General features: G+C 66.6%; 25 protein-coding genes. 15 read left to right on the top strand and 10 right to left on the bottom strand.

What is annotated here, in order from left to right; genetic code table 11:
• Window positions 1–146: 146 nt before the first annotated feature.
• Window positions 147–536, top strand: coding sequence for a dihydroxy-acid dehydratase domain-containing protein (locus tag C0099_RS05495; RefSeq protein WP_332870255.1), 390 nt, complete (start codon window positions 147–149; stop codon window positions 534–536).
• 36 nt (window positions 537–572) lie between these two features.
• On the opposite strand, the gene pepN is transcribed toward C0099_RS05495, so the two are convergent.
• The 3 genes from pepN to C0099_RS05480 all read right to left on the bottom strand — a co-directional run bounded on the left by pepN (window position 573) and on the right by C0099_RS05480 (window position 6,565).
• The gene (pepN, locus tag C0099_RS05490; protein ID WP_102246511.1) at window positions 573–3,248 is read right to left on the bottom strand and encodes an aminopeptidase N; all 2,676 of its coding nucleotides are present in this window, start codon (window positions 3,246–3,248) and stop codon (window positions 573–575) included.
• Between the two features lie 31 nt (window positions 3,249–3,279).
• The gene (locus C0099_RS05485) at window positions 3,280–6,009 is read right to left on the bottom strand and encodes a cation-transporting P-type ATPase (protein ID WP_102246510.1); all 2,730 of its coding nucleotides are present in this window, start codon (window positions 6,007–6,009) and stop codon (window positions 3,280–3,282) included.
• 76 nt (window positions 6,010–6,085) lie between these two features.
• Window positions 6,086–6,565, bottom strand: a complete 480-nt coding sequence (locus C0099_RS05480) for an RDD family protein (RefSeq protein ID WP_102246509.1) — start codon at window positions 6,563–6,565, stop codon at window positions 6,086–6,088.
• A gap of 151 nt (window positions 6,566–6,716) precedes the next feature.
• On the opposite strand from C0099_RS05480, the gene C0099_RS05475 reads away from it, so the two are divergent.
• The 4 genes from C0099_RS05475 (at window position 6,717) to pssA (ending at window position 11,108) form a co-directional block, all read left to right on the top strand.
• Complete coding sequence (locus C0099_RS05475; protein ID WP_102246508.1) at window positions 6,717–8,429, top strand: acetolactate synthase 3 catalytic subunit; 1,713 nt, start codon at window positions 6,717–6,719, stop codon at window positions 8,427–8,429.
• Between the two features lie 145 nt (window positions 8,430–8,574).
• Window positions 8,575–9,066: an acetolactate synthase small subunit gene (ilvN, locus tag C0099_RS05470; protein WP_102246507.1), complete on the top strand. Its 492-nt coding sequence runs from the start codon at window positions 8,575–8,577 to the stop codon at window positions 9,064–9,066.
• Between the two features lie 108 nt (window positions 9,067–9,174).
• Window positions 9,175–10,191: a ketol-acid reductoisomerase gene (ilvC, locus tag C0099_RS05465; protein ID WP_102246506.1), complete on the top strand. Its 1,017-nt coding sequence runs from the start codon at window positions 9,175–9,177 to the stop codon at window positions 10,189–10,191.
• A 116-nt stretch (window positions 10,192–10,307) separates the two neighbouring features.
• Window positions 10,308–11,108 (top strand): CDP-diacylglycerol--serine O-phosphatidyltransferase, encoded by an 801-nt coding sequence (gene pssA, locus C0099_RS05460; RefSeq protein WP_102246505.1) that lies wholly within the window; start codon window positions 10,308–10,310, stop codon window positions 11,106–11,108.
• A gap of 7 nt (window positions 11,109–11,115) precedes the next feature.
• Here pssA and C0099_RS05455 read toward each other — a convergent pair whose 3' ends face one another.
• Both C0099_RS05455 and wrbA read right to left on the bottom strand, forming a co-directional pair.
• Window positions 11,116–11,472 carry a DUF2069 domain-containing protein gene (locus tag C0099_RS05455; RefSeq protein WP_102246504.1) on the bottom strand — a complete coding sequence of 119 codons (357 nt, stop codon included), beginning with the start codon at window positions 11,470–11,472 and terminating at the stop codon, window positions 11,116–11,118.
• Window positions 11,469–12,068, bottom strand: coding sequence for an NAD(P)H:quinone oxidoreductase (gene wrbA, locus C0099_RS05450; protein WP_102246503.1), 600 nt, complete (start codon window positions 12,066–12,068; stop codon window positions 11,469–11,471). The genes C0099_RS05455 and wrbA overlap by 4 nt, the downstream gene beginning before the upstream one ends.
• 139 nt (window positions 12,069–12,207) lie before the next feature.
• On the opposite strand from wrbA, the gene rpsP reads away from it, so the two are divergent.
• The 4 genes from rpsP (at window position 12,208) to rplS (ending at window position 14,270) form a co-directional block, all read left to right on the top strand.
• Window positions 12,208–12,456 (top strand): 30S ribosomal protein S16, encoded by a 249-nt coding sequence (gene rpsP / locus C0099_RS05445; RefSeq protein WP_102246502.1) that lies wholly within the window; start codon window positions 12,208–12,210, stop codon window positions 12,454–12,456.
• 17 nt (window positions 12,457–12,473) lie between these two features.
• Window positions 12,474–12,983 carry a ribosome maturation factor RimM gene (gene rimM / locus C0099_RS05440; RefSeq protein ID WP_102246501.1) on the top strand — a complete coding sequence of 170 codons (510 nt, stop codon included), beginning with the start codon at window positions 12,474–12,476 and terminating at the stop codon, window positions 12,981–12,983.
• 5 nt (window positions 12,984–12,988) lie between these two features.
• The gene (trmD, locus tag C0099_RS05435; RefSeq protein ID WP_102246500.1) at window positions 12,989–13,768 is read left to right on the top strand and encodes a tRNA (guanosine(37)-N1)-methyltransferase TrmD; all 780 of its coding nucleotides are present in this window, start codon (window positions 12,989–12,991) and stop codon (window positions 13,766–13,768) included.
• Window positions 13,769–13,883: 115 nt separating this feature from the next.
• Window positions 13,884–14,270 carry a 50S ribosomal protein L19 gene (gene rplS / locus C0099_RS05430; RefSeq protein WP_102246499.1) on the top strand — a complete coding sequence of 129 codons (387 nt, stop codon included), beginning with the start codon at window positions 13,884–13,886 and terminating at the stop codon, window positions 14,268–14,270.
• An 89-nt stretch (window positions 14,271–14,359) separates the two neighbouring features.
• On the opposite strand, the gene lptG is transcribed toward rplS, so the two are convergent.
• On the bottom strand, window positions 14,360–15,445 hold the full coding sequence (gene lptG / locus C0099_RS05425; RefSeq protein WP_102248393.1) for an LPS export ABC transporter permease LptG: 1,086 nt from the start codon (window positions 15,443–15,445) through the stop codon (window positions 14,360–14,362).
• Window positions 15,442–16,530, bottom strand: a complete 1,089-nt coding sequence (lptF, locus tag C0099_RS05420) for an LPS export ABC transporter permease LptF (RefSeq protein ID WP_102246498.1) — start codon at window positions 16,528–16,530, stop codon at window positions 15,442–15,444. Before lptF ends, lptG begins: the two co-directional genes overlap by 4 nt.
• Before the next feature lie 169 nt (window positions 16,531–16,699).
• Here lptF and C0099_RS05415 point away from each other — a divergent pair, with 169 nt between their 5' ends.
• The 3 genes from C0099_RS05415 to C0099_RS05405 are packed head-to-tail and all read left to right on the top strand — an operon-like array spanning window position 16,700 to window position 19,091.
• Window positions 16,700–18,193 carry a leucyl aminopeptidase gene (locus tag C0099_RS05415; protein ID WP_102246497.1) on the top strand — a complete coding sequence of 498 codons (1,494 nt, stop codon included), beginning with the start codon at window positions 16,700–16,702 and terminating at the stop codon, window positions 18,191–18,193.
• A gap of 5 nt (window positions 18,194–18,198) precedes the next feature.
• Window positions 18,199–18,639 carry a DNA polymerase III subunit chi gene (locus C0099_RS05410; protein ID WP_102246496.1) on the top strand — a complete coding sequence of 147 codons (441 nt, stop codon included), beginning with the start codon at window positions 18,199–18,201 and terminating at the stop codon, window positions 18,637–18,639.
• Window positions 18,636–19,091 carry a hypothetical protein gene (locus C0099_RS05405; RefSeq protein WP_102246495.1) on the top strand — a complete coding sequence of 152 codons (456 nt, stop codon included), beginning with the start codon at window positions 18,636–18,638 and terminating at the stop codon, window positions 19,089–19,091. The genes C0099_RS05410 and C0099_RS05405 overlap by 4 nt, the downstream gene beginning before the upstream one ends.
• Here the strand turns inward: C0099_RS05405 and C0099_RS05400 are convergent.
• On the bottom strand, window positions 19,078–19,716 hold the full coding sequence (locus tag C0099_RS05400; protein WP_102246494.1) for a lipopolysaccharide kinase InaA family protein: 639 nt from the start codon (window positions 19,714–19,716) through the stop codon (window positions 19,078–19,080). The genes C0099_RS05405 and C0099_RS05400 overlap by 14 nt on opposite strands.
• A gap of 149 nt (window positions 19,717–19,865) precedes the next feature.
• Here C0099_RS05400 and C0099_RS05395 point away from each other — a divergent pair, with 149 nt between their 5' ends.
• On the top strand, window positions 19,866–22,757 hold the full coding sequence (locus C0099_RS05395) for a valine--tRNA ligase (protein ID WP_102246493.1): 2,892 nt from the start codon (window positions 19,866–19,868) through the stop codon (window positions 22,755–22,757).
• Between the two features lie 78 nt (window positions 22,758–22,835).
• Here C0099_RS05395 and C0099_RS05390 read toward each other — a convergent pair whose 3' ends face one another.
• Window positions 22,836–23,066: a sulfurtransferase TusA family protein gene (locus C0099_RS05390; RefSeq protein WP_102246492.1), complete on the bottom strand. Its 231-nt coding sequence runs from the start codon at window positions 23,064–23,066 to the stop codon at window positions 22,836–22,838.
• A 76-nt stretch (window positions 23,067–23,142) separates the two neighbouring features.
• Complete coding sequence (locus C0099_RS05385; protein WP_102246491.1) at window positions 23,143–24,570, bottom strand: beta-barrel assembly-enhancing protease; 1,428 nt, start codon at window positions 24,568–24,570, stop codon at window positions 23,143–23,145.
• Window positions 24,571–24,617: 47 nt separating this feature from the next.
• On the opposite strand from C0099_RS05385, the gene moaC reads away from it, so the two are divergent.
• The gene (moaC, locus tag C0099_RS05380; protein ID WP_102246490.1) at window positions 24,618–25,097 is read left to right on the top strand and encodes a cyclic pyranopterin monophosphate synthase MoaC; all 480 of its coding nucleotides are present in this window, start codon (window positions 24,618–24,620) and stop codon (window positions 25,095–25,097) included.
• A gap of 11 nt (window positions 25,098–25,108) precedes the next feature.
• Entirely contained in the window at window positions 25,109–26,206 is a 1,098-nt protein-coding gene (gene corA, locus C0099_RS05375) for a magnesium/cobalt transporter CorA (protein ID WP_102246489.1), read from the top strand.
• Window positions 26,207–26,281 lie beyond the last annotated feature (75 nt).

Below are 26,281 nucleotides of genomic sequence, written 5' to 3'. Positions count from 1 at the left end.
GCCACCGGCGACGGTGGCGTCGCCACTCTCGCCGGCGCCAGCATAGAAATGTCGCTCGAGTAACTGCAGTCTCCCACGACGATGCTCCGCTTCGGCCGCTTCGATAACGCAGTGGCACAGCGCCTCGACCGAGACAAACTGCGCGCCTGCCTGGAAAAGGCCGTATCCGCCGGCTACGGTTCGTCGCCGCAGTCAACGGCGCCGGTCTCGGCTACGACATGGCGGTGATCACCGCCGGCCAGTTCTCCGGCCTGAACCGGAGCCTGACCGATGGCCAAGTCACGCCCGAGGCAGCCGGCTGCGGCCCACTCGCGCTGGTGCGTGACGGTGACCCCATCACCATCGACCTGCTCGCCCACCGTCTGAGCATCGACCTTGCCGACGAGATCTTGACTGCCCGCCACGACGCGTTGCCCGCATTCGTCTCCCTCGAAAAGGCCGGCTGGCTGACTCTCTACCAAAGTCTCGTCCAGCCCCTCTCGGAAGGAGCGGCCATGAAACCCCCTGGCGTTCGTTACAGGCACGAAGATGCCTGAACACCGATTCACCGGATCACGCTCCGATTCCGATGATCATCCGACAAGTGCCTTGCCCACGACCTCGGCCACGTCCGGCGACAGCCCATCGGCGTCGCGTACGCGCTCCAGTTGGGTGCGGATCGACGTCTGCAGCGCTGGCGTATAGCGCCGCCAGTTCTCCAGCGAGCGGGCCATGCGCGAAGCGACCTGCGGGTTCATCGCGTCCAGCGCGATGATCTGCTCGGCCCAGAAGGCATGGCCGCTGCCGTCGGCGGCGTGGAACTCGGCCGGGTTGCCGCGGAAGAAGGCGCCGAGCAGAGAGTAGACCTTGTTCGGGTTGGTGAGCTTGAAGGCGGGGTCGTCCATCAGGGCCTTGACGCGTTCGAGAACCGGCGGCGCAGCCTCGTCCCAGCGCCAGGCGCCGGCCTGCAGCGCGAACCACTTGTCGAGCACCAGCGCATCGCTCGAAAAACGCGTGTGAAAATTGTCGAGTGCGTCCTCTGCGACCGGGCTGGCGCTGTGCACCAGGGCCGCGAGTCCGCCGAACTGTTCGGTCATGTTCTCGGCGTACTCGAACTGCGTCTCGGCGCGGTTCAGACCGTCCTCGTTACCGGCGGCAGCCAGATAGCGCAGCGCGAGGTTGCGCAGCGCACGGCAGCCGGCGTCGGCCGGATGGTAGCGATACGGGCCGCGCACCTCGAGGCGTTGGTAGAGCCCCAGCCACTGATCCGCGAAACGCTCGCCGATCGCGCGCATCACGCGCATCAGCGCGGCGCGCAGCGGCGCCGGGTCGGCCGGACGCATGCGTTCGAGCAGCCAGCCCTCGCCGGGCAGGGTGGCCGCCAGCGCGACGAAGGCCGGATCCAGCGACTCGTCGGCGAGCAGCGCACCCCACGCATCGAGGAAAGCCTCGGGCACGTCGGCGTCCGCCTTGGCGGCCAGCGCAAGGATCACGCGTTCGGCGTAGCGCTGCGCCGCGTCCCAGCGGTTGCACGGGTCGGCGTCATGCGCCATGCGAAAGGCCAGGCGCGCATCGCTCTCGTCGATCTCGAGCAGCACCGGCGCCGAAAAGCCGCGCAGCAGCGACGGCACGGGTTCGGCGTCGACGTCCTCGAACACGAAATGCTGCTCGGCCTCGACCAGTTCAAGCACGCGCGTGGTGGCGCCCGCCGCGGAATCGCCTTCCAGACGAAGGGGCAGGTCATTGCCATCCGGCCCGATCAGGCCGACCGCCACCGGAATCACCAGCGGCAGCTTCTCGGGCTGGCCGGGTGTGGGCGGCGTGTGCTGGGCGAGCGTGAGCGTGTAGCGGCGTGCGTCGGCATCCCACTGGCCGCTGGCGCGCACCACCGGCGTGCCGGCCTGCGAGTACCAGCGCATGAACTGCGTCATGTCGCGGTCGTTGGCGTCGGCCATCGCGGCGACGAAGTCGTCGCAGGTCACGGCCTGGCCGTCGTGGCGCTCGAAGTACAGGTTCATGCCTTTGCGGAAACCCTCTGCGCCGAGCAGCGTGTGCTGCATGCGGATCACGGCGGCACCCTTCTCGTACACGGTGGCGGTGTAGAAATTGTTGATTTCCTGATAGCTGTCCGGGCGGATCGGATGCGCCATGGGCCCCGAGTCCTCGGTGAACTGCGCTGCGCGCAGTCCGCGAAAATCGTCGATGCGCTTGACCGCACGCGCCGAGGCCTCGCGCTCCGCGCCGGCCGCGCGCGCGAGCATGTCGGCCGAGAACTGCTGGTCGCGGAAGACCGTGAGGCCCTCCTTGAGCGTGAGCTGGAACCAGTCGCGGCAGGTCACGCGGTTGCCGGTCCAGTTGTGGAAGTACTCGTGCGCGACGACGCTCTCGATGCCTTCGAAATCGGCATCGGTGGCGGTGTCCGGGCGCGCCAGCACGAAGCGGGCATTGAAGATGTTGAGCCCCTTGTTCTCCATCGCGCCCATGTTGAAGTCGGCGACGACGACGATCATGAAGCGGTCGAGATCGAGTTCCAGGCCGAAGGTCTCCTCATCCCAGCGCAGGGCATTGACCAGCGAATCCATCGCATGGCCGGCGCGGTCCAGGTTGCCCGGCTCGACCCATACCTGCAGCAGCACCTCGCGCCCGGACAGGGTCTCGACGCTGCGCTCCATCGCCTCGAGGTCGGCCGCGACCAGCGCGAACAGGTAGGACGGCTTGGGGAACGGGTCTTCCCACACCGCGTAGTGGCGATCGCCCGGAAGCTCGCCCGAATCGACCAGGTTGCCGTTGGACAGCAGCACCGGGAACGACGCCTGCTCGGCCTCGAGGCGCACCGTGTAGCGCGCCATCACGTCGGGGCGGTCGGGGAAATAGGTGATGCGACGGAAGCCCTCGGCCTCGCATTGCGTGAACAGGCCGCCCTTGGAGGCGTACAGCCCCGACAGCGTGGTGTTGGCGGCGGGATTCACCCGCGTGACGATCTCGATCGTCGCGGTGTCCGACCCCGGCGTGACTTCCAGCCCGCGCTCGGTACGGCGCATGCACTCGCCGGCTTCGGCGCCGTCGATGCGCAGCGACACCAGTTCCAGATCCTCGCCGTCGAGCGGCAGCGGCCCGCTCGCGCCGGGCACGCGCACGCAGGCCAGCCGGCTGGTGACCAGCGTCTGTTCGGCGTCGAGACGGAAATCCAGCTCCACCGATTCCACCCGCCAGGCCAGCGGGCGGTAGTCGGAGCGCAGGATGGTGGGCGTTTGCAGCGTGTTGTCCATGTCGAATCCAGTGGGGCCGCGATGCGGCCGGTCAGGCGTTGCTCTTGGGGTCGGCGCGCAGGCGCACGACGAGTTTTTCCAGTTCTACCACGATCAGCACGACGACGCCGAAGGCGAGCACGCGCAGCCACGTCGCAGCATCGAGCGCGGCGCTGCCGAACAGCGCGTGCATGAACGGCGCGTAGGTGAACGCCAGCTGCGCCAGTGCCATCAGGCCGATCGCCAGCCACACGTAGCGATTTCCGGTGAGCCCTTCGCGGCTGAACACGCTCTCGCGGAAGCTGCGCATGTTGAACAGATAGAAGGCCTCGCCCACCAGTACCGCATTGACGGCAGCGGTCCGCGCCAGTTCCAGGCTCTGCCCGCGGTCGATCTCCCACAGGAAGAAGCCCATGCCGCCGGCCACCAGCAGCACGCCGACAAAGAAGATGCGCCAAAGCACGAAGCGGTCGAGCAGCGAGGCATCGGCCGCGCGCGGCGGACGCCGCATGATGTCGCGTTCGGGCTGCTCGAAGGCCAGCGCCAGCGCCAGCGTCACGGCGGTGATCATGTTCACCCACAGGATCTGCGCCGGCGTGATCGGCATCGTGATGCCGAGCAGCACGGCGCACAGCACGATGCCGCCCTGACCGAGATTGGTCGGCAGGATGAAGGCGATGGCCTTGCGCAGGTTGTCGTAGACGGTGCGCCCCTCCTCGACGGCAGCCGCGATCGACGCGAAGTTGTCGTCGGCGAGCACCACCTCGGCCGCCTCCTTGGCCGCCTCCGTGCCCTTGTTGCCCATCGCCACGCCCACTTCGGCGCGCTTGAGCGCGGGGGCGTCGTTGACGCCGTCGCCCGTCATCGCCACGACCTCGCCGCGCGACTGCAATGCGGTGACCAGGCGCAGCTTGTGCTCGGGGCTGGCGCGCGCGAACACTTCGTTGTCGGCCGCGGCTTGCGCCAGCGCCGCGTCGTCCATCTTCTCCAGATCGGCACCGGTGATCGCCTGCACGCGCTCGTCCAGCCCCAGCCGCACGCCGATCGCACGCGCCGTGGCGGCGTGGTCACCGGTGATCATCTTGACCCGGATGCCGGCCGCGCGACAGCGTGCGACCGCCTCCACGGCCTCCTCGCGCGGCGGGTCGGACAGGCCGAAGAGCGCGAGCAGCGTGAAGCCGCCCCCCTCGACATCGGCAAAGCACAGTTCGCGCATCGCATCGGCGTCCTCGCGCACGGCCACCGCCAGCAGGCGCATGCCGTCGGCGGCGATCTCGTGCATGCGCGCGTGCCAGTAGGCGATGTCGAGTTCGCCATCGCCGGCCTCGCTGCGCGCACGCGCGCACAACTCCAGCACGCGCTCGGGTGCGCCCTTCAGATAGATGCGTCCGTGGCCCTCATGATCGTGATGCAGCGTGGCCATGAAGCGGTGCTCGGACTCGAACGGAATGACGTCGGTGCGCGGCAGCGCCTCGCGCTCGAACCCGCCGTCCAGCCCGGCCTTCATCGCCATCACCAGCAGCGCGCCCTCGGTCGGATCACCGGCCAGCGTCCAGTCCTCGCCCTCGCGGCGCACATGCGCATCGTTGCACAGCATGGCTGCACGCGCCGAATCGAGCAGCGCACCGGCCGGTTCGATCGCTCGCGAGCCCTCGTCGAGGCGTTCCTCGAAGCCACCGTGCGGGATGTAGCCGCTGCCGGTGACGACGTACTGCCGGTCGGCACAGGCCACCCGCTGCACGGTCATCTCGTTGCGCGTGAGCGTGCCGGTCTTGTCCGAACAGATGACGGTCACCGAACCCAGCGCCTCGACCGACGGAAGACGGCGGATGATGGCGTTGCGCGCGGCCATGCGCTGCACGCCGATGGCCAGCGTGATGGTCATGATCGCCGGCAGCCCCTCGGGAATCGCCGCCACCGCCAGTCCCACGGCGGCGAGAAACATCTCGCCGGCCGAGTAGTCGCGCACCAGCGTGCCGAAGGCGAAGGCGAAGGCGGCGACCCCGAGAATGACCCAGGTCAGCGTGCGGCCGAAGGCGGCGAGCTGGCGCAGCAGCGGCGTGGTGAGTTCCTCGACCTTGCCGAGCATCTCGCTGATGCGGCCGATCTCCGTCTTCGCACCGGTCGCGACGACCACGCCGGTGGCCTGCCCGTAGGCCACCAGCGTGCCGGAATACGCCATCGAGGCGCGGTCGCCCAGCGGCACATCGCGCCCGACCGGGTCCGGCGCCTTGTCCACCGGCACCGACTCGCCGGTGAGCGCGGCTTCCTCGACGCGCAGGCTGCGCACCTCGACCAGTCGCAGGTCGGCCGGCACCTTGTCGCCCGAGGCGAGGAACACGATGTCACCCGGCACCAGTTCCTCGGCCGGCACCTCGCGGCGATGCCCGTCGCGCAGCACCTGCGCGCGCGGCGAGAGCATGTCGCGGATCGCGTCGAGCGCACGCTCGGCCTTGCCCTCCTGGACGAAACCGATGATGGCGTTGATCACCACCACCCCGAAGATCACCCCGCTGTCGATCCAGTGACCCAGCACCGCGGTGATCGCACCGGCGGCCAGCAGCACATAGATCAGGATGTCGTGGAACTGCAGCAGGAAGCGCTCGAAGGCGCTGCGCCGTGCCGACGCGGGCAGGGCGTTGGGTCCGTGCAGGTCACGCCGCGCACGCGCCTCGGCCGAACTGAGGCCGCTGCGCGGGTCGACGTCCATGCGACGGACGACGGCCTCGGGCGGGCTCGCGTGATGCGGGCCATGCGACTGGCGGACGGTGTCTTGGGACATGCGCGCTCCGGCAAGGCGTTCGATGCCTGCGATGATAGCGCACGGTGCACCGCAACATCGACGCAGCGGGCAGGGCTCAGGCCTTGCGCGCGTCGGGCATGCGCACGATGCAGGTACCGGCCAGACGATCGTGCAGGAACTGGCGATCGCGGTCGAACAGCGGCCACAGCAGGCCGACGCCGAAGCAGCACAGCGACGGCCAGGCCAGCGCGTAGCGCAGGGCCGCACGACCCACCGTCAGCGGCCGCCCGTCGCGCGCATCGACCACCTTGAGCCGCCAGGTCTGCATCGCCAGCGTCGCGCCGTGACGGTGCCAGTACCACACGAAATACGCGCCCAGGATGGACACGAAGTGCAGCAACTGGATGACCGGGCCGGGAATGCCGCCCAGCGCCATGCCCATCAGCACGTTGGGCACCATGTAGAACAGACCCTGCACGCCCAGCAGCAGCAGGCTCTCGTAGAGCATGCTGGCCAGTCGACGGCGCATGCCGGCGAACTCGACGACGGGACGTTCGGCAGCGGCCGACGTCTGCGCGGCGGGAGGATTCTTCATTTCGACCCTGCGGGGATTGGGGTTAAACCGTTGAGAAATCTGGCGAAGCCGGAGACGGGGCGATGGCTTGCGCACTGCAACAAGCCTTGACCGGAAGGTGCGCGGAAGCTAATCTTGCTCGTTTCGGATTTGTGCGAAAGCGAGCCTCGTAATGGAACTCACCGGTGCGGAAATTGTAATCAGGTGCCTGCAGGAAGAAAAGGTCGAGTACGTGTTCGGCTATCCCGGCGGTGCCGTCCTGTTCATCTACGACGCGCTTTTCCGCCAGGATCAGGTTCGCCACGTACTCACCCGTCATGAGCAGGCAGCCGTGCATGCGGCCGACGGCTTCGCGCGCTCGACCGAGACGGTCGGCGTGGCGCTGGTGACGTCGGGCCCGGGCGCGACCAACGCCGTCACCGGCATCGCGACCGCCTACTGCGACTCCATCCCGATGGTCATCATCAGCGGACAGGTGCCGACCCACGCCATCGGCCAGGATGCCTTCCAGGAAGTCGACACCGTCGGCATCACCCGTCCCTGCGTCAAGCACAACTTCCTCGTCAAGAACGTCGAGGACATCGCCGCGACCATGAAGAAGGCCTTCATGCTGGCGCGTACCGGTCGCCCCGGCCCGGTGCTGGTCGACATCCCCAAGGACGTGTCGACGCAGAAGTGCGAATACGAATACCCGGCCGAGATCACGATGCGCTCGTACAACCCGGTGTTCAAGGGTCACCAGGGCCAGATCCGCAAGGCCGTGCAGCTGCTGCTCGAGGCCAAGCGCCCGATGATCTACACCGGTGGCGGCGTGATCCTGTCCAACGCCTCGGAGCAGCTGCGCAAGCTCACGCGCATGCTCGGCTTCCCGATCACCAACACGCTGATGGGCTTGGGCGCCTACCCGGCCAGCGACAAGCAGTTCCTCGGCATGCCGGGCATGCACGGCACGTATGAAGCCAACATGTCGATGCACTACTGCGACGTGCTGCTGGCCGTGGGCGCGCGCTTCGACGACCGCGTCATCGGCAACCCGGCGCACTTCGCCGAGGAGCCGCGCAAGATCATCCACATCGACGTCGACCCGTCGTCGATTTCCAAGCGCGTGAAGGTCGACGTGCCCATCGTCGGCGATGTGCGTGACGTGCTCGAAGAGATGATCCGCCAGATCGAGTCCGGCGAGGCCCGCCCCGACCGCGAGGCGCTGGCCACGTGGTGGAAACAGGTCGCCGACTGGCAGAGCCGCGACTGCATGCAGTACAAGAACTCGGACGAGATCATCAAGCCGCAGTACGTGGTTCAGAAGCTGTGGGAAGTGACCAGGGGCGAGGCCTTCGTGACCTCGGACGTGGGCCAGCACCAGATGTGGGCCGCGCAGTACTATCACTTCGACGAGCCGCGCCGCTGGCTCAACTCCGGCGGCCTGGGCACCATGGGCGTGGGCCTGCCCTACGCGATGGGCGCGCAGCTCGCGCACCCGGACGCGCAGGTGGCCTGCATCACCGGCGAGGCCTCGATCCAGATGTGCATCCAGGAACTGTCGACCTGCAAGCAGTTCCGCATGCCGCTCAAGATCGTCAACCTCAACAACGGCTATCTGGGCATGGTGCGCCAGTGGCAGCAGCTCTTCCACGGCGGGCGTTACTCCGAGTCCTACATGGATTCGCTGCCGGACTTCGCCAAGCTGGCCGAGTCCTACGGCCACGTCGGCATCCAGGTACGCAACCCGGCCGACGTCGAGGACGCGTTGCGCCGCGCCTTCACCGAGCACAAGGACGAGCTGGTCTTCCTCGACTTCATCGTCGATCCGACCGAGAACGTCTATCCGATGGTCCAGGGCGGCAAGGGTCTCACCGAGATGATCCTGTCGGCCGAGGACCTGTAAGCACCTCATGCCCGCGGGCCGCGGCTCACCCCTGCCACGGCCTCCGGCGCAGCCCCACCGGGCCGCGCCGGCACGCAGCGCCGTTCTCGCGGCGCTGCGGCGCGAAGGGCGGCAAGGTTTCTGAGACCCTCCCCGGGAATTGAACATGAGACACGTCATCTCCCTGCTGCTCGAGAACGAATCCGGCGCGCTCTCGCGCGTATCCGGCCTGTTCTCGGCCCGCGGCTACAACATCGAATCGCTCACGGTCGCGCCGACCGAGGACTCGTCGATGTCGCGCATGACCATCGTCACCACCGGCTCGGACGACATCATCGAGCAGATCACCAAGCAGCTGAACAAGCTCGTCGAGGTCATCAAGGTGGTCGACATCTCCGAGTCGGCCCACGTCGAGCGCGAGCTGATGCTCGTCAAGGTGCGCGCCACCGGCAAGGATCGCGAAGAGATGAAGCGCATGACGGAGATCTTCCGTGCGCGCATCATCGACGTCACCGAAGCGTCCTACGTGATCGAACTGACCGGCGACCAGGCCAAGCTCGACGCCTTCGTCTCGGCGATCGACACCGACCTGATCCTGGAGACGGTGCGCTCGGGCGTGTGCGGCATCGGCCGCGGCGACCGCATCCTCAAGATCTGAAGCGAGCAGACGAACCCTGAAACGCCTCCTGTCTGCCGCCGGGTTTCCGGGCAGGCGGGCGCGGGGCTCCATCAACAAGCAGCAAACCGAACCACTGCGAGGACATCGATGAAAGTTTATTACGACAAGGACGCCGACCTTTCCCTGATCAAGCGGATGAAGGTCACCATCGTCGGCTACGGCTCCCAGGGCCACGCCCATGCCCTGAACCTGTCCGAATCGGGCGTCAAGGTCACCGTCGGCCTGCGCAAGGGCGGCGCGTCGTGGGACAAGGCCAAGGCCGCCGGCCTCAAGGTCGAAGAGATCGACAAGGCCGTCAAGGGCGCCGACCTCGTGATGATGCTGCTGCCCGACGAGAACATCCCTCAGGTCTATCGCGACGCGGTCGCACCGAACATCAAGGAAGGGGGCGTGCTGGCCTTCGCGCACGGCTTCAACGTGCACTACAACCAGGTCGTCGCGCGTGACGATCTGGACGTGATCATGATCGCGCCCAAGGGTCCGGGCCACACCGTGCGCTCGGAGTACGTCAAGGGCGGCGGCGTGCCCACCCTCATCGCCATTCACCAGGACAAGTCGGGCAAGGCCCACGACATCGCCCTGTCCTACGCCGCGGCCAACGGCGGCACCAAGGGCGGCGTGATCGAGACCAACTTCCGCGAAGAGACCGAAACCGACCTGTTCGGCGAGCAGGCCGTGCTGTGCGGCGGCTGCGTCGAGCTGATCAAGGCCGGCTTCGAGACCCTGGTGGAAGCCGGCTACGCCCCCGAGATGGCCTACTTCGAGTGCCTGCACGAGATGAAGCTGATCGTCGACCTGATGTACGAGGGCGGCATCGCCAACATGAACTACTCGATCTCGAACAACGCCGAGTACGGCGAGTACGTGACTGGCCCCAAGGTCATCAACGACGCTTCGCGTGCCGCCATGCGCGAAGCGCTCAAGCGCATCCAGACGGGCGAGTACGCCAAGCAGTTCATCGCCGAGGGCAACAGCAACTACCCGTCGATGACCGCCTATCGCCGCCTCAACGCCGCGCACCAGATCGAGGTGGTCGGCGAGCAGCTGCGCGGCATGATGCCGTGGATCAGCAAGAACAAGCTGGTCGACCAGTCGAAGAACTGATCGCGCTTGGCTGACACCTGCCAGGGCAGGGTGTGCGGAACCGATCCGCGCGCCCTGCCCTTTTCCGTTGACCGGCCCGGCGCCCGTGTGTGCGCCCTGCGCTACAATCCGCGACTATGAACGAGGATCTCGACACCAGCGAACAGGAATCCGTCACCCCGCCGCCCCTAGGGCGTCGCCGGCGCGGCATCTACATCCTGCCCAACCTGTTCACCACCGCAGCGCTGTTCGCCGGCTTCTACGCCATCGTACAGGCCATGGAGGGCCAGTTCGCGAGCGCGGCGGTCGCAATCTTCGTGGCCATGGTGCTCGACGGGCTGGACGGGCGCGTGGCGCGCTTGACCAACACGCAGAGCGCTTTCGGTGCCGAGTACGACTCGCTCGCAGACATGGTGTCGTTCGGCGCCGCGCCGGCGCTGATCGTCTACGAATGGGCGCTCAAGGATCTGGGCAACATCGGCTGGATAGCCGCATTCATCTATTGCGCCGGTGCCGCGCTGCGCCTGGCGCGCTTCAACACGACGATCGATTCGGCCGACAAGCGCTTCTTCGTCGGCCTGCCCAGCCCGGCCGCCGCGGCACTGATCGCCGGCATGGTGTGGGTGGCCAACGACAACGATATCGCCGGCGCCGACGTGGTGTGGCTAGCAGCCGCCCTGACGGTGTTCGCGGGTCTGTCGATGGTCTGCAACGTGCTGTTCTGGAGCGGCAAGGACATCAACCTGCGCAAGAGCGTGCCCTTCATCGTCGTCATCGCCGTGGTGATGGGCTTCGCGCTGGTCTCGAGCTATCCGCCGGGGGTGCTGTTCGCGCTGTTCCTCGCCTATGCGGCCTCCGGCCACCTCATCCAGGTGTGGCGCTGGACCAAGCGCCGGCGCCACACCCCACCGCAGGAACCGCCTTCCGCAGGCGATTGAGCCCGGATCAGGACGCGGGCGGCTGACGCGACGGCGCGGTCGCCCTTGCGTAGAGCAGCACCACGCCGAACAGCGCGGCAGACAGCACCGCCTCGATGATCGCCAGCACGCCACCGATGCCCGGATCCCAGGCGCGCATCACGCCTTCGGTGAAGTACAGCAAGATCAGCATCGACAGCCACTGGAAGGTGTAGCGCCGCCCCTTGAGTACGCCGAACACGGCGGCCAGCAGCGGCAGCACCTTGAGCATCATCCACGAGCCGCCCGGGCGCAGCGGCGCCAGCCAGGCCTCCCACAGCACGCACAGCACGATCAGCGCGATCAGAAGCACGCTAGCCAGATGGTTGAGTGCACGTATACTCATGCGCCCTCCGCGAGCTTGAGCGCGGTCTGCGCGACACGCCGCCCCAGCGCCGCCGCCAGGCGCCGCTCCTCGTCGCTCAGGCACGGATCGCCGTCGGCGCCGGCGACATGGCTCGCGCCATAGGGCGTACCGCCGCTGCGCGTGGTGTTGAGATCGTCCTCGGTATAGGGCAGGCCGACGATCAGCGCGCCGTGGTGCAACAAGGGCATCATCATCGTCAGCAAGGTACTCTCCTGCCCGCCGTGCAAACTGCCGGTGGACGTGAACACTGCGGCCGGCTTGCCCACCAGTGTGCCATTGACCCAGGCACCGGCGAGACCGTCGATGAAGTACTTCATCGGCGCGGCCATGTTGCCGAAGCGCGTCGGACTGCCCAGCACCAGGCCGGCGCACTCCTCCAGGTCGGTCACCTCGACGTAGGGCGGCCCGTCGGCGGGCACCTCGTCCTCGAGCGCTTCACACACCGTCGAGACCCGGGGAACGGTGCGCACGCGCGCACTCGCGCCGGGAACCTCGTGGATGCCGCGCGCAACCTCTTCGGCCAGTGCGCGCACGGAACCGCGGCGGCTGTAGTACAGGACGAGAATTTCCTTCATGATCGGGCCACTTTGCTCAGTGGCGGCGATTATACGCGAGCCCCGCTCCGCGACTGCCCGATGCCCCGCCCGATCTTGCTTGACGGCAGCGAATCCGATATATTGTCGCGTTTTCCGATTTCATTTTCAGGACACCCCAATGGTCGTCATTCGTCTTGCCCGTGGTGGCGCCAAGAAGCGCCCGTTTTTCAACATCGTCGCAGCCGACAAGCGCGACCGTCGCGACGGTCGCTTCATCGAGCGCGTGGGCTACTACAACCCGGTCGCCTCCGAGAAGGAACAGGCCATCGTGATCAACGCCGAGCGTCTCCAGCACTGGATCAGCAACGGCGCCAAGGTTTCCGACACGGTCGCGCGCCTGGTCAAGCAGTCCGCCAAGGCAGCCTGAGGCTGTCCGAGCGCATCATGATGGTCTTGGGGCGCATCGTCGCCCCGTTCGGCATCAAGGGCTGGGTGCGCATCCAGCCCTTCGGCGATGACCCGCAATCCTGGGCGGAAATGCCGCAGTGGTGGATCTCGGCCGCCGATGACGCACCGGATTCTGCATGGCGTCCGGTCGAACTGACCGGCTGCAAGCCGCATGGAACGGGTCTGGTGGCGAGCTTTCGCGAAGCGCCCGATCGCAACGCGGCCGAAGCGCTCAAGGGCTGGTATGTCGCCGCGCCGCGCGAGGCCATGCCGGATCCGGGCGAGGAAACCTACTACTGGGAAGATCTCACCGGGCTTTCCGTGATCAACCGCGAGGGCGAGGTGCTGGGCCGGGTCGTCGGATTGCTGACCACCGGTGCACACGAAGTGCTGCGGGTGCTCGACGAGGACGACAGCGAACGGCTGATTCCCTTCGTCGAGGCCTACGTACCCGAGGTCGACCTCGAAGCGGGACGCATCACGGTCGACTGGCAACGCGACTGGTGAGCGCCATGGACACCGGCGCCGTACCCCGACGTTACGACGTCGTGACGCTGTTCCCGGAGATGTTCGCCGCCCTGACGGACAGCGGCATCACGCGACGAGCGCTCGAGCGCAGCCTGTTCGCCCTGGGTCTGCACACCCCGCGCGATTTCGCGCACGACGTGCACCGCACGGTGGACGACCGCCCCTACGGCGGTGGCCCCGGCATGGTGATGATGCCGGGTCCGCTGGATGCGGCGATCGGAGCCGCGCGCGAGCAGCAGACGGCGGCGATTGGTGCGCCGGGTCGCGTGATCTGCTTGTCGCCGCAAGGGCGGGTGCTGGATCACATGAAGGTCATGGAACTGGCCGCGCAGCCGGGCTTCGTGCTGCTGTGCGGGCGCTACGAAGGCATCGACCAGCGCGTCCTCGACGCCTGCGTCGACGAGGAGATCTCGCTCGGCGATTTCGTGCTCTCGGGCGGCGAACTGGCGGCGATGGTGGTGCTCGACGCGGTGATCCGGCAACTGCCGGGTGCGCTCAACGACGACGACTCGGCGCAGGAAGATTCCTTCGTCGACGGGCTGCTCGATTGTCCGCACTACACGCGCCCGGACGTCTATAATGGCGCCCGCGTTCCGGACGTGCTGCTGTCGGGCAATCATGCGGCGATCCGCCGCTGGCGGCTCAAGCAGTCGCTGGGCAGGACCTGGTTGCTGCGCCCCGAACTGATCGCGGCGCGCGAGCTGAGCCGCGAGGAATCGAAACTGCTTGAGGAATTCAGGCAGGAACGCAAGGCGCAGGGCTAAACCGCCCTGCTCCGCAACAAGGGCTGGACACAGCCGATACAAACCGCATGCATCAGGCATGAGCCTGCTCTGCACGCAAGGCCGACGAAGGCCGCAGAAGAAACGGAGTGAAGCAATGAATTTGATCCAGCAACTCGAACAGGAAGAGATCGCCCGCCTGTCCGAAGGCAAGACGATTCCCGAATTCGGCCCCGGCGACACGGTCGTCGTGCAGGTCAAGGTCGTCGAGGGCACGCGCGAGCGTCTGCAGGCCTTCGAGGGCGTCGTGATCTCCAAGCGCAACCGCGGCCTGAACTCGTCGTTCATCGTGCGCAAGATCTCGTCCGGCGAGGGTGTCGAGCGTACCTTCCAGACCTACTCGCCGCTGGTCGCCAGCATCGACGTCAAGCGTCGTGGCGATGTGCGTCGTGCCAAGCTCTACTATCTGCGCGAGCGTTCCGGCAAGTCCGCGCGCATCAAGGAAAAGCTCAACTTCAAGAACAAGGCCAACAAGGCCTCCTGAGCCTGCCGCCGGTCCGCGTGACCGGTGCGACGCAGACGAAAAAGGACTTCCCGCGGGAAGTCCTTTTTTCGTCCTGCGTGCGACGGCGCTCAGCGTCGCTCGACACGGATCAGCATGTAGGTGGCGGCCAGCAGGAACAGCATCGACGGCGTGATCGCTGCCAGCGCCGGCGGCCAGGCGTTAATCACGCCCAGGTTGCCGAACAGGCCGTTGAGCAGGTGGAAACCCACGCCCAGCATCACGCCCAGAAAGACCTTGACGCTCACCCCGCCCATGCGGTCGTGGCCCAGCGCGAACGGAAGCGCGAGCAGCATCATCACCAGCACCGCGAGCGGATAGGTCAGCTTCTTCCACAAGGCGATCTCGAAGCGCTGCGTGTCCTGGCCGTTCTCTTCCAGGTGACGGATGTAGGTAAACAGCGCGGTGACCGACATGCGCTCGGGCGCGACCATCAGCACCGAGAGCACCTCGGGCGTGAGGTGCGAGCGCCACTCCATGCCGGGCAGCTCGACCACTTCGACCGCATCGCCGAGAAAACGCGTCTCGACAACGTCCTCGAGCTGCCACAGCTCCTCGTCCGCATCGTAGCGACCACTGTGCGCCGCGCTGATTGTGCCCAGCGCCCGACGCTCGTCGAACCCGTAGATGTTCACGCCCAGCATCGTACCGTCCGGAAACACCGTGGCGATGTTCACGAAGTTGGCGCCATCCTTGACCCACAGGCCGGAGCGCAGCCGGTTCGACACGCTCGATCCGGTCGCTTCCAGCTTCCACTGCTGCGCCGCGCGTTCGGCCGGAGGAGCGACATACTCGCCGACGACGAAGGTCGCGACGACGAAGAGCATGCCGACCGCAGCGAGAATGCGCAGCATGCCCGCGATCGACAGGCCGGAGGCGCGCATCACGGTGATCTCGGAGTGCCGTGCGAAGGTCGTCAGCACGTACAGCGTAGTGATCAGCACGACCACCGGCAGCAGCTCGTAGATGCGCCCCGGCAGGATCAGCACGACGAACACCAGGGCTTCCCACACGCCATAGCCGCCGCGCCCGACACCGTCGAGTTCGTTGACGAAATCGAAGAAGGCGAACAGGCCCAGGAAGGCGAGCATCACACTGGCGCTGGCGACCAGAATCTCGCGACCGATGTGCCGGGTCAGGATCGACAAGCGTCTCATGCCCGCGCCCGCCATGCGCGCCAGAATGGCGAAATCGCCAGACGCCGGTAGAACAGCAGCGCGAGTACGCCGAGCATCAGTAGGTGCGGTACCAGCACCGCCGTCCAGAATCCCATGCGCTGCTGCGATACCCAGGCGTCGACGATGTTGATCGCGTTGCTATAGACCAGATAGGCGAGCAACGCGAAGATGAAGTTCGCCCCGCGACCGGCGCGCGGATTGACGAAGGACAGCGGAATCGCCAGCAAGGACAGCAGCAGCGCGGCCAGCGGCAGGTTGATGCGCGCGGACAGCTCGCCGAGCTGGTTCGAGGCGCGCTGCTGCATCAGTTCCAGGGTCGAGGTCGAGCGGGCGCGCACGGTCGGGCTGGCCACGCGGCGCTGATCGACGAGAATCTCGTAGCGGTCGAACTCGATGACCTTGTAGGCCGCCGTGCCAGGCACGCCGTCGTAGCGACGCCCGTCCTCGAGCACGACGAAACGGTCGCCGCGCTCGTCGCTGCGGATGAATCCCTGGGCGGAAGCCACGACGCTGATGCGATCGCCCTCGATCGAATGCACGAACACGTTGCGCAGCTTGCCGTCCTCGCCCGCGCCGACCTCGACGAAGAACACCCGCTGCTCGTTGGACGACTCGCGGAACACGCCCGGCGCAACCCGCGTGGTGTCGTCGCGGCTCTCAAGCTGTGTGCGAAACTCCTCGGTCTTGAATTCCGCCCACGGCGTGACGAACAACGTCATCGCTGCAATCACCAGCGCCGCGGGCACGGCGAACTGCAGAACCGGACGGATGAAGGCGGTCAGCGGCAGACCCGAGGCGAACCACACCACCATTTCGGAATCGCGATAACAGCGCGAGAGCGTGATCAGCACGGCCGAACACAGGGTGAGCGTGAGCACCACCGGCAGATAGCCCAGTGCGCCGAAACCGATCAGCGCGAACACCGCGTCGGGGGGTACGCGTCCGCCCGCAGCCTGTCCGAGCATGCGGATCAGCACCACGCTGATCAGGATCGCGAACAGGGCGACGAACATGGCCGCCGCGGTGGCGCGGAATTCGCGCTGGATCGCCGAGCGGAAGATCATCTCGCCGTGGTTTCCAAGGCAGCGGGAACGCTTCGCAAAGCGCAACCGACGGAACGTGCGGGCATCGGCAACCTTAGGACTTCAGAGCGAACGAGGGGTTTTTGACGGCCCCGCCGCGCACGGCCATAATCGGCCGCATCTTCGAACGAGGAACACAAGGGAAAACGCGATGGAATTTACCATAAAGACCGGCAGCCCGACCAAGCTCGCCACCGGCGCGCTCGTCGTCGCCACCTTCGTCGACGACGGCACGCCCGAGGCGGCCTTCGCCGCGACCGACGAAGCCTGTGGCGGCAAGCTCGCTGCGCTGGTCGCGCGCGGCGACCTCGACGAGCGAGCCGGTTCGCTGCTGGTGGTTCCCGACCCGACCGGCTGCAAGGCCGAACGCGTCGTCGTCGTGAGCCTGGGCAAGCGCGAGGACTTCGGCGACAAGCCCTGGCGCGACGCCGTCGCCGCCGTCGCCAAATGGCTCGCCAGCGGGCCGGCCGCCACGGCCACCGTCGCACTCGCCGACACCCCTCCCCCGGGGCGCGACGCCGCCTGGGCCATGCAGCAGGCCGCTCGCATACTCACCGACGCGACCTACCGCTACGAGACCACGCGCAGCAAGCCCAAGGAGGGGCGCCGCCGCGGCGCCACGCGCGTCGATCTGCTCACCGGCCACAAGGCCAGCAGCGCACTCAAGGAGGCGATCGCGCGCGGACAAGCGATCGCCGAGGGCATGGCGCTGACCAAGGAACTGGGCAACCTGCCGGCCAACATCTGCACCCCCACCCATCTGGCCGAAACCGCTCAGGCGCTGGGACGCGAGTTCAAGTTCAAGGTCGACGTGCTCGAGCGCAAGGACATGGAAAAGCTCGGCATGAACGCCCTGCTCGCGGTGGCGCGTGGCTCGCACCAGCCGCCCAAGTTCATCGTCATGCACTACAAGGGCGGCAAGGCCCGGGACAAGCCGGTGGTGCTGGTCGGCAAGGGCATCACCTTCGACACCGGCGGCATCTCGCTCAAGCCGGCCGCCGAGATGGACGAAATGAAGTACGACATGTGCGGCGCGGCCAGCGTGCTCGGCACCTTCAAGGCGCTGGCTGCGATGGCGCTGCCGATCAACGTCGTCGGCATCATCCCGACCACCGAGAACATGCCCGGCGGCGGCGCCACCAAACCCGGCGACGTGGTCACCTCGATGAGCGGCCAGACCATCGAGATCCTCAACACCGACGCCGAGGGCCGGCTGGTGCTGTGCGACGCGCTGACCTACGCCGAGCGCTTCAAGCCGGCCGCCGTGGTCGACATCGCCACGCTCACCGGCGCGGTGATCATCGCCCTGGGCAAGATCCCCTCGGGGCTGATGGCCAACGACGACGAACTGGCCGACGAACTGCTCGCCTGCGGCCAGCACTCGGGTGATCGCGCCTGGCGCCTGCCGATCTGGGAGGATTACCAGGAACTGCTCAAGAGCAATTTTGCCGACATGGGCAACATCGGCGGACGCACCGCCGGCTCGATCACCGCCGCGTGCTTTCTCGCGCGCTACGCCAAGAGCTACAAGTGGGCCCACCTGGACATCGCCGGTACGGCCTGGGTCTCGGGAGAGGCCAAGGGCGCGACCGGCCGTCCGGTGCCGCTGCTGTCGGAATTCCTGATCGGCCGCAGCAAGGGCTGAGCGCGATGACGCGGATCCAGTTCTATCACAACACCGAGGATCCGCTGGCGCTCGCCTGCGAGCTGACCGCACGCGCGGTCGCAGGCGGGCGCCGTGTCGCCCTGCGTCTGCGCGACGCCGATGCGGCGCGGCGCATCGATCAGTTGCTGTGGAGTTTCGAACAGCTCGCCTTCGTCCCGCATGTGGCCGTGGACAACCCGCTCGCCGGCGAGACGCCGGTGGTGATCGCCGTGGCCGGTGCGCCGACGACCTGGCCCGCGCACGATCTGCTTTTCAACCTCGCCGCGGACATCGCGCCGGACTTCGCCGAGTTTCACACCGTGGTCGAGATCGTGGGGCGCGACGAGGCATCGAAGCAGCCGGCGCGCGCGCGCTGGATGCACTACAAGCAGGCCGGACACCCGCTCAAGGCCTTCGACTCCGAACGACGGGAGGCCATCGCATGAACTCCGACGACGACCGCGAGCTGTCCGAAGCCGACCGCCTGTTGCGCCGCGCCGACGCGCTGCTACAACGCCATCGCATTCTCGAGGAAGACGACGACCTGCCGCTGGTCACCGACATTGTCGACGATCTGCCGCCGCCGCCGGCACCGGCTCCGATATCCGCGCCGCCGACCAACCGAATGGACCAGCCGAAACCTGCAGCACGCCACGACCCGGCCACGCACATCGCACAGGCCGAGCGCCTGGTCGAGATCGACACCGTGGTCCAGCGCGCGGTCGAAGCCTGGGTGGCGGCCGAACTGCCGGCCATCATCGAGCGCGAACTGTCGCTGGCGGCGGACCGGCTACACGAGGAAACCGTCGCCCATCTGCGCGCGACGCTGCTGCCGCGACTGTCCGAACACATCTCCGAACGCCTCGGCGCGGCCGACGAGCCGCTCAAGCGCGGCTGAATTGCGCCTCGTGGGCGGCCAGCAGCGCCGTCCAGTCATCGTCATCGAACAAGGACTGGCGCCGGCGCAACTGATCCAGATCGCGGCGTGCCGCACCCCGGCGCGCCAGCAGACGTGGGCGCATCTTCTCCAGATCGATCAGCGCCACCGCGAATCCGTCGCCCTCCTCGCGCGCCATCACGTGCTTGTCGTACAAACTGCTGTGCTGCAGATGCGCACGGTGCAGACGCCCGAGCATCGCACCCACCGACTGCGCGAGTCGACGGCGTCGCGGCGGCTCCAGACCGGTCCAGCCGGCCAGATCGACGAAACCGAGCAGTTCCTCGGTCACCAGCACCGCCTCATGGCCGTCGGAACTCCTGCGCACATCATGGAAGACCGGCACCGGCGCGGCGACCCCGATGCGCGCCAGGCGATGGAGGTAATGCCATTCGCGACTCGCGGTGGGCCAGCCCCGCGGATGAGACAGGGTGCGGCAGCGATGATTGAGCTGGCGCTTCACATAGAACACGCGGCCATCGAGGCGCACGCGCATCATGCCGCTCCAGCCGCTGCGCCGGCGATTGGGTTCCTCGACCCATTCGCCTTCCACCGTCCACCAGAAATCGAAATCGCGCTCGCTCATCACTCGTCCCGTCGGGCAAGGTCGTGATGCTAGCAGAGCGCGTATCGTGAAAACGTCAATGCGCAGCGCGCATCGAACGACGGCGCCCGGCCCGCGGTCGGCAATCCGCTATAATTATTGCTTTTTCGCCGAGCGCACACGCACCGATCATGGAACTTGCCAAAAGCTTCGAACCCGCCGCCATCGAATCCCGCTGGTATCCGGAATGGGAGTCGCGCGGCTACTTCGATGCCGGGCTCGACAAGTCGAAGTCCGAGGCCTTCTGCATCCTGTTGCCGCCGCCCAACGTCACCGGCACGCTACACATGGGCCACGGCTTCAACCAGACGCTGATGGACAGCCTCACGCGTTACCACCGCATGCGCGGCGACAATACGCTGTGGCAGCCTGGCACCGACCATGCGGGCATCGCCACGCAGATCGTCGTCGAGCGTCAGCTCGACGCCGAGGGCGTCAGCCGTCACGATCTGGGGCGCGACAAGTTTCTCGAGAAGGTGTGGGAGTGGAAGGAATACTCCGGTGGCACCATCACGCGCCAGATGCGCCGCATGGGCACCAGCCCGGACTGGAAGCGCGAGCGCTTCACGATGGACGAGGGCTTGTCGAAGATCGTCACCGAAACCTTCGTGCGTCTCTTCAACGAAGGCCTGATCTACCGCGGCAAGCGTCTTGTCAACTGGGATCCGGTGCTGGGCACCGCGGTGTCCGACCTCGAAGTGGTGTCCGAGGAAGAAGACGGCAAGCTCTACGAACTGCTCTACCGCTTCTCCGACGGCCCGATCAACGGTCTCGAGGGCCTGACCGTGGCCACCACCCGCCCCGAGACCATGCTCGGCGACGTCGCGGTGATGGTGCACCCGGAGGACGAGCGCTACGCGCACCTGATCGGCAAGAGCGTGCGCCTGCCGCTGGTCGATCGCGACATTCCGATCATCGCCGACGACTACGTCGACCGCGAGTTCGGCACTGGCTGCGTCAAGGTCACACCGGCGCACGACTTCAACGACTACGCGGTGGGTCAGCGTCACGGCCTGGACATGATCGTGGTGCTCACGCTCGACGCGGCGATTCCCGCCCGGGCCGAAATCTTCGACACCCACGGTCAACCCAAGGGCTCGCTCGCCATGCCCGAGGGCATCGCCGGACTGGACCGCGTGCCGGCGCGTGAGAAGGTGGTCGCCGAACTGGAAGCGGCCGGTGCGCTGGGCGAGATCAAGGCACACAAGCTGATGGTGCCGCGCGGCGATCGCACCAACGTCGCGATCGAGCCCATGCTCACCGACCAGTGGTTCGTCGCCATGTCCAAACCCGGCGCGGATGGCAAGAGCATCACGCGGAAGGCGTTGGACGTGGTCGCCTCGGGCGAGATCAGGTTCTACCCCGAGAACTGGGTCAACACCTACAACCAGTGGCTCAACAACATCCAGGACTGGTGCATCTCGCGCCAGCTGTGGTGGGGCCACCAGATTCCGGCCTGGTACGCGGTCGAGGGCGATACGCAGCGCGTGTGGGTGGCGCACGACGAAGCCGAAGCCCGGGCGCTGGCTGCGCGGGACGGCTACACCGGCGCGCTGGAACGCGACGAGGACGTGCTCGACACCTGGTATTCGTCCGCGCTGTGGCCATTCTCCACGCTGGACTGGACGCCCGAGTGGCCGGCGAAATCCAACGACGCGCTGGATCTGTACCTGCCCTCCTCGGTGCTGGTCACCGGCTTCGACATCATCTTCTTCTGGGTCGCGCGCATGGTCATGATGACCACGCACATCACCGGCAAGATTCCGTTCAAGCACGTGTACGTCCACGGCCTGATCCGCGACGCGGAAGGCCAGAAGATGTCGAAATCCAAGGGTAACGTGCTCGACCCCATCGACCTCATCGACGGCATCTCGGTCGATGAACTGGTCGCCAAGCGCACCACCGGCCTGATGAACCCCAAACAGGCGGCGAGCATCGAGAAGAAGACGCGCAAGGAATTCCCCGAGGGCATTCCCGCCTTCGGCACCGACGCGCTGCGCTTCACCTACGCCAGCCTCGCCAGCCCGGGGCGCGACATCAAGTTCGACCTGTCGCGCTGCGAGGGCTACCGCAACTTCTGCAACAAGCTGTGGAACGCCACGCGCTTCGTGCTGATGAACTGCCAGGGCGAAGACTGCGGCTTCGACCCGCACAGTGCCGACCAGTGCGTGCCGGGCGGGTATCTGGACTTCTCCTTCGTCGACCGCTGGATCGTGTCACAACTGCAGCGCACCGAAGCCGAGGTCGAGAAGCATTTCGCCGACTACCGCTTCGATCTGGTCGCGCGCGCCATCTACGAATTCGTCTGGGACGAGTATTGCGACTGGTATCTGGAACTGGCCAAGGTGCAGATCCAGCAGGGCGACGCGGCACAGCAGCGGGCCACGCGCAGAACGTTGCTGCGCGTGCTCGAGACCGTGCTGCGCCTGGCCCACCCGGTGATCCCGTTCATCACCGAGGAACTGTGGCAGACGGTCGCGCCGCTGGCCGGGCGCAAGCATACCGAGAGCATCATGGTAGCGCCTTACCCGGCATCCGACCCGGCACGCATCGACGAAGCCTGCGAAGCGCGCGTGGCCGCGCTCAAGGCACGCATCCACGCCTGTCGCAACCTGCGCGGCGAGATGAACGTCTCACCCGCCCAGCGCCTGCCGCTGGTGGTCGCCGGCGACGCCGACGTGATCCGCGACGAAGTGCCGTATCTGGCCGCGCTCGCGAAGCTGTCCGAGGTGGAACTGGTCGACGAGATCGGCGCCGACGCGCTCGCCCCCACCGCCGTGGTGGGGGAACACCGCCTGATGCTCAAGGTCGAGATCGATATCGCCGCCGAACGCGAGCGCATTGGCAAGGAGATCGCCCGCATCGAGGGAGAGATCGCCAAGGCGCAGGGCAAGCTGGGCAACGCCAGCTTCGTCGAACGCGCGCCGGCCGCGGTGGTGGCGCAGGAGCGCGAGCGGCTCGCCGGCTTCACCGCCACGCTCGACAAGCTGCGCCCGCAGTACGAGCGCCTCGTGGCGGGCTGACGCCTTCACATCGTTCACGCAAAAAGGCCATCCTCGCGGATGGCCTTTTCGCTTCGCCGCCTTGACGCGACGCGTGGCTTACTTGCGCCGCAGGAAGAACTCGAAGACCTTCTCCGGCGTCTCGTTCTGGCCCAGCAATTCGTTGCCGGTCTGGCGCGCGAAGGCCTGAAAATCCTTCACCGAACCCGGATCGGTCGCGAGGACGCGCACGGTCTGGCCGGTTTCGAGTTCGGCGAGCGCCTTCTTGGCACGCAGGATAGGCAGCGGACAGTTCAGTCCGCGTGCGTCGACTTCCTTGTCAAACTCCATTCGTTGACCCCTTTTCGGCTGGACGGCGAAGTATAAACGCACACTGCCCGCCGGAAAACCCGTGCAGCACAAGGATTCAGCGGCGCTCCTCGCTGCGCAGCCGATCCTCGGCCTTGAGTTCGCGCATGCGGGCGTCGACCGCCGACAATTCGTAGAAATCACCGTCATCGGCGCTGCGCGCAAGCTCCAGTTGATGAATGGCCGCAGGCAGACTGCCACGCAGCGCATACACCTCGGCCTGGGCACGGTGGTAGGCGGTGCGGCGACCCAGGCGCTCCTCGGCGCGCGCCAGACGTTCCCACAGGCGCGGATCGGCGCGCTGGCGGCCGATCGCGTCGCGTGCGTGCGACGCCGCCTCGTCGGCGCGGCCCGCCGCCAGGGTCGCGTCGATGTAGGCATAGCGCAGCGCCCGGCTGTCGCGAAAGCGTTCGAGCGCCGGCGCCAGAATGTCCAGCGCGGCCTGCGGCGCACGCCGGGCGAGTGCAATCTCGGCGCGCAACAGGATCACCCACGACGCACGCTGCGAACGCTCGCCCAGTTCGTCGAGTACGCGCTCGGCCTCATCCAGCTGCCCGGCGCGAAACAGCGCACGGGCGAGCCCGTAGCGCGAGGCCTCGTCGTCGCGGGTGGACACGCGGGATTCGAATTCGGTCACGGCATCGGGGGCTAGACCCTGCCCGGCGCGCAGCTTGGCGCGCACGAAGCCGAAATCGGGCGAATCGAGCACCTGCCGGTAGCGCATCTGCACGACCCGCCCTTCCATGTCGGTGAAGCGATCCTGGGTCAGCGGGTGGGTGCGCAGATAGCCCGGGGCATCGGACTCGTAGACGCGTGTCGCTCGCTGCAAGCGCGTGAAGAAGCCGGGCATGCCGCGCGGATCGAAGCCGGCGCGCTCGAGCAGTTGCAGGCCGATGCGATCGGCCTCGCGCTCGAAGGTGCGCGAATAGCCCAGTTGCGACTGCAGCGCACCGGCCTGACCGGCGACAATGGCAGCCTCGGCCAGCTCCGGATTGCTCTGCGCGGCCAGCGCGCCGACGAGCAGCGAACCGAGCACCATCATCAGCGACTGACCCTGCTTGCCGTAGAGTTGGGCGATATGGCGCTGCGTGACGTGGGCGATCTCGTGCCCCATCACCGATGCGAACTCGGATTCGGTTTCGGCGGTGAGCAACAGCCCGGTATGGATGCCGATGTAGCCACCGGGCAGCGCGAAGGCGTTGATGCTCGGATCCTTGAGCACGAAGAACTCGAACTCGCGGTCGGCGTCATCGCTGACCGCGACCAGGCGACGCCCGATGCGCGCGACGTAGTCCTCGACCTCGACATCGTTCAGATAGCTCGGATCGTGCCAGCGAATGTCGCGCATGATCGATTCGCCGATGCGCCGCTCCTCGAGCGCGGACAGGTCGGACGAGGCGACGTCACCCAGATCCGGCAGGTTCTGGGCGTGCACGGGCGTCAATGCGAGCGCTGCAGCCAGCAGCAGGGCGGAAAATCGTCTCATCTCGGGTGCTATGATAGCGCCTCGCCCAACACGTTCCGTTACCGAAGATGTCGCAGCAACTGACCCATTTCGATGCGCAAGGCCAGGCCCACATGGTCGATGTCGGCGCCAAGGACGAGACGCGCCGCGTCGCGGTGGCCACCGGCGCGATCACGATGCTGCCGGCGACCTTCGCGATGGTGCGCGAGGGCACGGCGAAAAAGGGCGACGTGCTCGGCATCGCGCGCATCGCCGCGATCCAGGGCAGCAAGCGCACCAGCGAGCTGATCCCGCTGTGCCACCCGATCCCGCTCACTCGCGTCGCCGTCGACTTCGAGCTCGAAGAGGCCGACAGCCGCATCGTCGTCAGCGTCACCGCCGAGACGGTCGGTCGTACCGGCGTCGAGATGGAAGCGCTCACGGCCGCCAGCGTTGCCCTGCTCACCATCTACGACATGTGCAAGGCAGTCGATCGCGGCATGACCATGAGCGGTATCCGACTGCTGGAGAAGCTTGGCGGCAAGTCCGGTCACTGGACCGGAAGCTAGGGCGTGCTCACATGTCAGCGGCCAACGGCAACAAGCGAAAGCGTAAATCGCGCACAGTGCCCGCGGCCAAGATCGGATTGCCGCCAGGCACGCTGGTTCACGTTGGCGAGATAAAGACTGAACAACCGCTGATTTCAACGCTGGCCTTCGACCAGCACGGCATCGAAGAGCAACGCTTCGACAGCTTCGCTGCAGTCAGTGAATACTGGCCTGGTCATCAGCGGCTGTGGCTGAATGTGCATGGCCTTCAGGACCCGGCGATCCTTGCCGCCATCGGGCAGCGCTACAACCTGCACCCGCTGGTACTCGAGGATATCCTTAACACCCACCAGCGGCCCAAGATCGACGACTACGGCGACTATCTGTTCTTCGTCGCACGGGTCTTCGAGTATGACCCGGACAGCCGCATACTGATTTCCGACCAGATCAGCATCGTCCTTGGCAAGGACTTCGTGCTGAGCTTCCAGGAACGCCGCTCCGGTCTCTTCGAGCCGATCCGCGAGCGTCTGCGCTCTGATCACGCCCCGCTGCGCCGCAACGGGGTCGACTACCTCGTTCATGCGCTGCTCGACGCCGTCGTCGACCGCTACTTCGTCGTGCTCGACCAGCTCGGCAACACTGCTGAAGATCTTGAGGACGCCGCCATCGGCAGTCCCACTCCAGACTTGCTCAAGACCATCAACCTGGTCAAACACGATTGTCAGCTCATCCGCCGGGCGATCTGGCCGCTGCGAGATGTCCTCAACGGCCTGATCCGTGACGACAGCGCATTCTTCACTGCGGACAGCAAGCTCTACCTGCGCGACATCGCGGACCACACCATCCACGTGATCGAAACACTCGATACGGTGCGGGACCTGCTCAGTGACCTGATGGACATCTACCTCTCGTCAGTAAGCAATCGCCTCAACCTGCAGGTCCGGATCCTTACCGTACTGACGACCATCTTCCTTCCCGCGACACTGATCGCCGGCATCTTCGGCATGAACTTCGAGCACATGCCGATCATAGGTCGCAGCGGCGGGTTCTACCTTGCGCTGGGCATGATGGCCGTGATCGCCCTCGGTATGGCGGTCATCTTCTGGCGGCGAAACTGGCTGAAGGCCTGACCGGTCAACGAAGCTGGTCCGTAGTTTTTCGGCGTGACAGCGCCTCCCGTGGCGTCTAGTCTGTCCAGACTAGCT

The sequence above is a fragment of the Pseudazoarcus pumilus genome, assembly GCF_002872475.1.
Taxonomy (GTDB): Bacteria; Pseudomonadota; Gammaproteobacteria; order Burkholderiales; family Rhodocyclaceae; genus Pseudazoarcus; species Pseudazoarcus pumilus.
Note: the sequence above shows the minus strand (reverse complement) of the source record. Positions and strands in the feature narration are given on the sequence as shown.

Excerpts from the sequence above, each read along its gene's own strand:
- trmD (WP_102246500.1), top strand. The coding sequence starts at position 12,989 with ATGGACACCGGCGCCGTACCCCGACGTTACGACGTCGTGACGCTGTTC.
- rimM (WP_102246501.1), top strand. The coding sequence starts at position 12,474 with ATGATGGTCTTGGGGCGCATCGTCGCCCCGTTCGGCATCAAGGGCTGG.
- pssA (WP_102246505.1), top strand. The coding sequence starts at position 10,308 with ATGAACGAGGATCTCGACACCAGCGAACAGGAATCCGTCACCCCGCCG.
- pepN (WP_102246511.1), bottom strand. The coding sequence starts at position 3,248 with ATGGACAACACGCTGCAAACGCCCACCATCCTGCGCTCCGACTACCGC.
- lptF (WP_102246498.1), bottom strand. The coding sequence starts at position 16,530 with ATGATCTTCCGCTCGGCGATCCAGCGCGAATTCCGCGCCACCGCGGCG.
- ilvN (WP_102246507.1), top strand. The coding sequence starts at position 8,575 with ATGAGACACGTCATCTCCCTGCTGCTCGAGAACGAATCCGGCGCGCTC.
- C0099_RS05415 (WP_102246497.1), top strand. The coding sequence starts at position 16,700 with ATGGAATTTACCATAAAGACCGGCAGCCCGACCAAGCTCGCCACCGGC.
- C0099_RS05480 (WP_102246509.1), bottom strand. The coding sequence starts at position 6,565 with ATGAAGAATCCTCCCGCCGCGCAGACGTCGGCCGCTGCCGAACGTCCC.
- C0099_RS05410 (WP_102246496.1), top strand. The coding sequence starts at position 18,199 with ATGACGCGGATCCAGTTCTATCACAACACCGAGGATCCGCTGGCGCTC.
- C0099_RS05455 (WP_102246504.1), bottom strand. The coding sequence starts at position 11,472 with ATGAGTATACGTGCACTCAACCATCTGGCTAGCGTGCTTCTGATCGCG.
- C0099_RS05485 (WP_102246510.1), bottom strand. The coding sequence starts at position 6,009 with ATGTCCCAAGACACCGTCCGCCAGTCGCATGGCCCGCATCACGCGAGC.
- lptG (WP_102248393.1), bottom strand. The coding sequence starts at position 15,445 with ATGAGACGCTTGTCGATCCTGACCCGGCACATCGGTCGCGAGATTCTG.
- ilvC (WP_102246506.1), top strand. The coding sequence starts at position 9,175 with ATGAAAGTTTATTACGACAAGGACGCCGACCTTTCCCTGATCAAGCGG.
- corA (WP_102246489.1), top strand. The coding sequence starts at position 25,109 with ATGTCAGCGGCCAACGGCAACAAGCGAAAGCGTAAATCGCGCACAGTG.
- C0099_RS05475 (WP_102246508.1), top strand. The coding sequence starts at position 6,717 with ATGGAACTCACCGGTGCGGAAATTGTAATCAGGTGCCTGCAGGAAGAA.
- C0099_RS05395 (WP_102246493.1), top strand. The coding sequence starts at position 19,866 with ATGGAACTTGCCAAAAGCTTCGAACCCGCCGCCATCGAATCCCGCTGG.
- rplS (WP_102246499.1), top strand. The coding sequence starts at position 13,884 with ATGAATTTGATCCAGCAACTCGAACAGGAAGAGATCGCCCGCCTGTCC.
- C0099_RS05405 (WP_102246495.1), top strand. The coding sequence starts at position 18,636 with ATGAACTCCGACGACGACCGCGAGCTGTCCGAAGCCGACCGCCTGTTG.
- wrbA (WP_102246503.1), bottom strand. The coding sequence starts at position 12,068 with ATGAAGGAAATTCTCGTCCTGTACTACAGCCGCCGCGGTTCCGTGCGC.
- moaC (WP_102246490.1), top strand. The coding sequence starts at position 24,618 with ATGTCGCAGCAACTGACCCATTTCGATGCGCAAGGCCAGGCCCACATG.
- C0099_RS05390 (WP_102246492.1), bottom strand. The coding sequence starts at position 23,066 with ATGGAGTTTGACAAGGAAGTCGACGCACGCGGACTGAACTGTCCGCTG.
- C0099_RS05385 (WP_102246491.1), bottom strand. The coding sequence starts at position 24,570 with ATGAGACGATTTTCCGCCCTGCTGCTGGCTGCAGCGCTCGCATTGACG.
- C0099_RS05400 (WP_102246494.1), bottom strand. The coding sequence starts at position 19,716 with ATGAGCGAGCGCGATTTCGATTTCTGGTGGACGGTGGAAGGCGAATGG.
- rpsP (WP_102246502.1), top strand. The coding sequence starts at position 12,208 with ATGGTCGTCATTCGTCTTGCCCGTGGTGGCGCCAAGAAGCGCCCGTTT.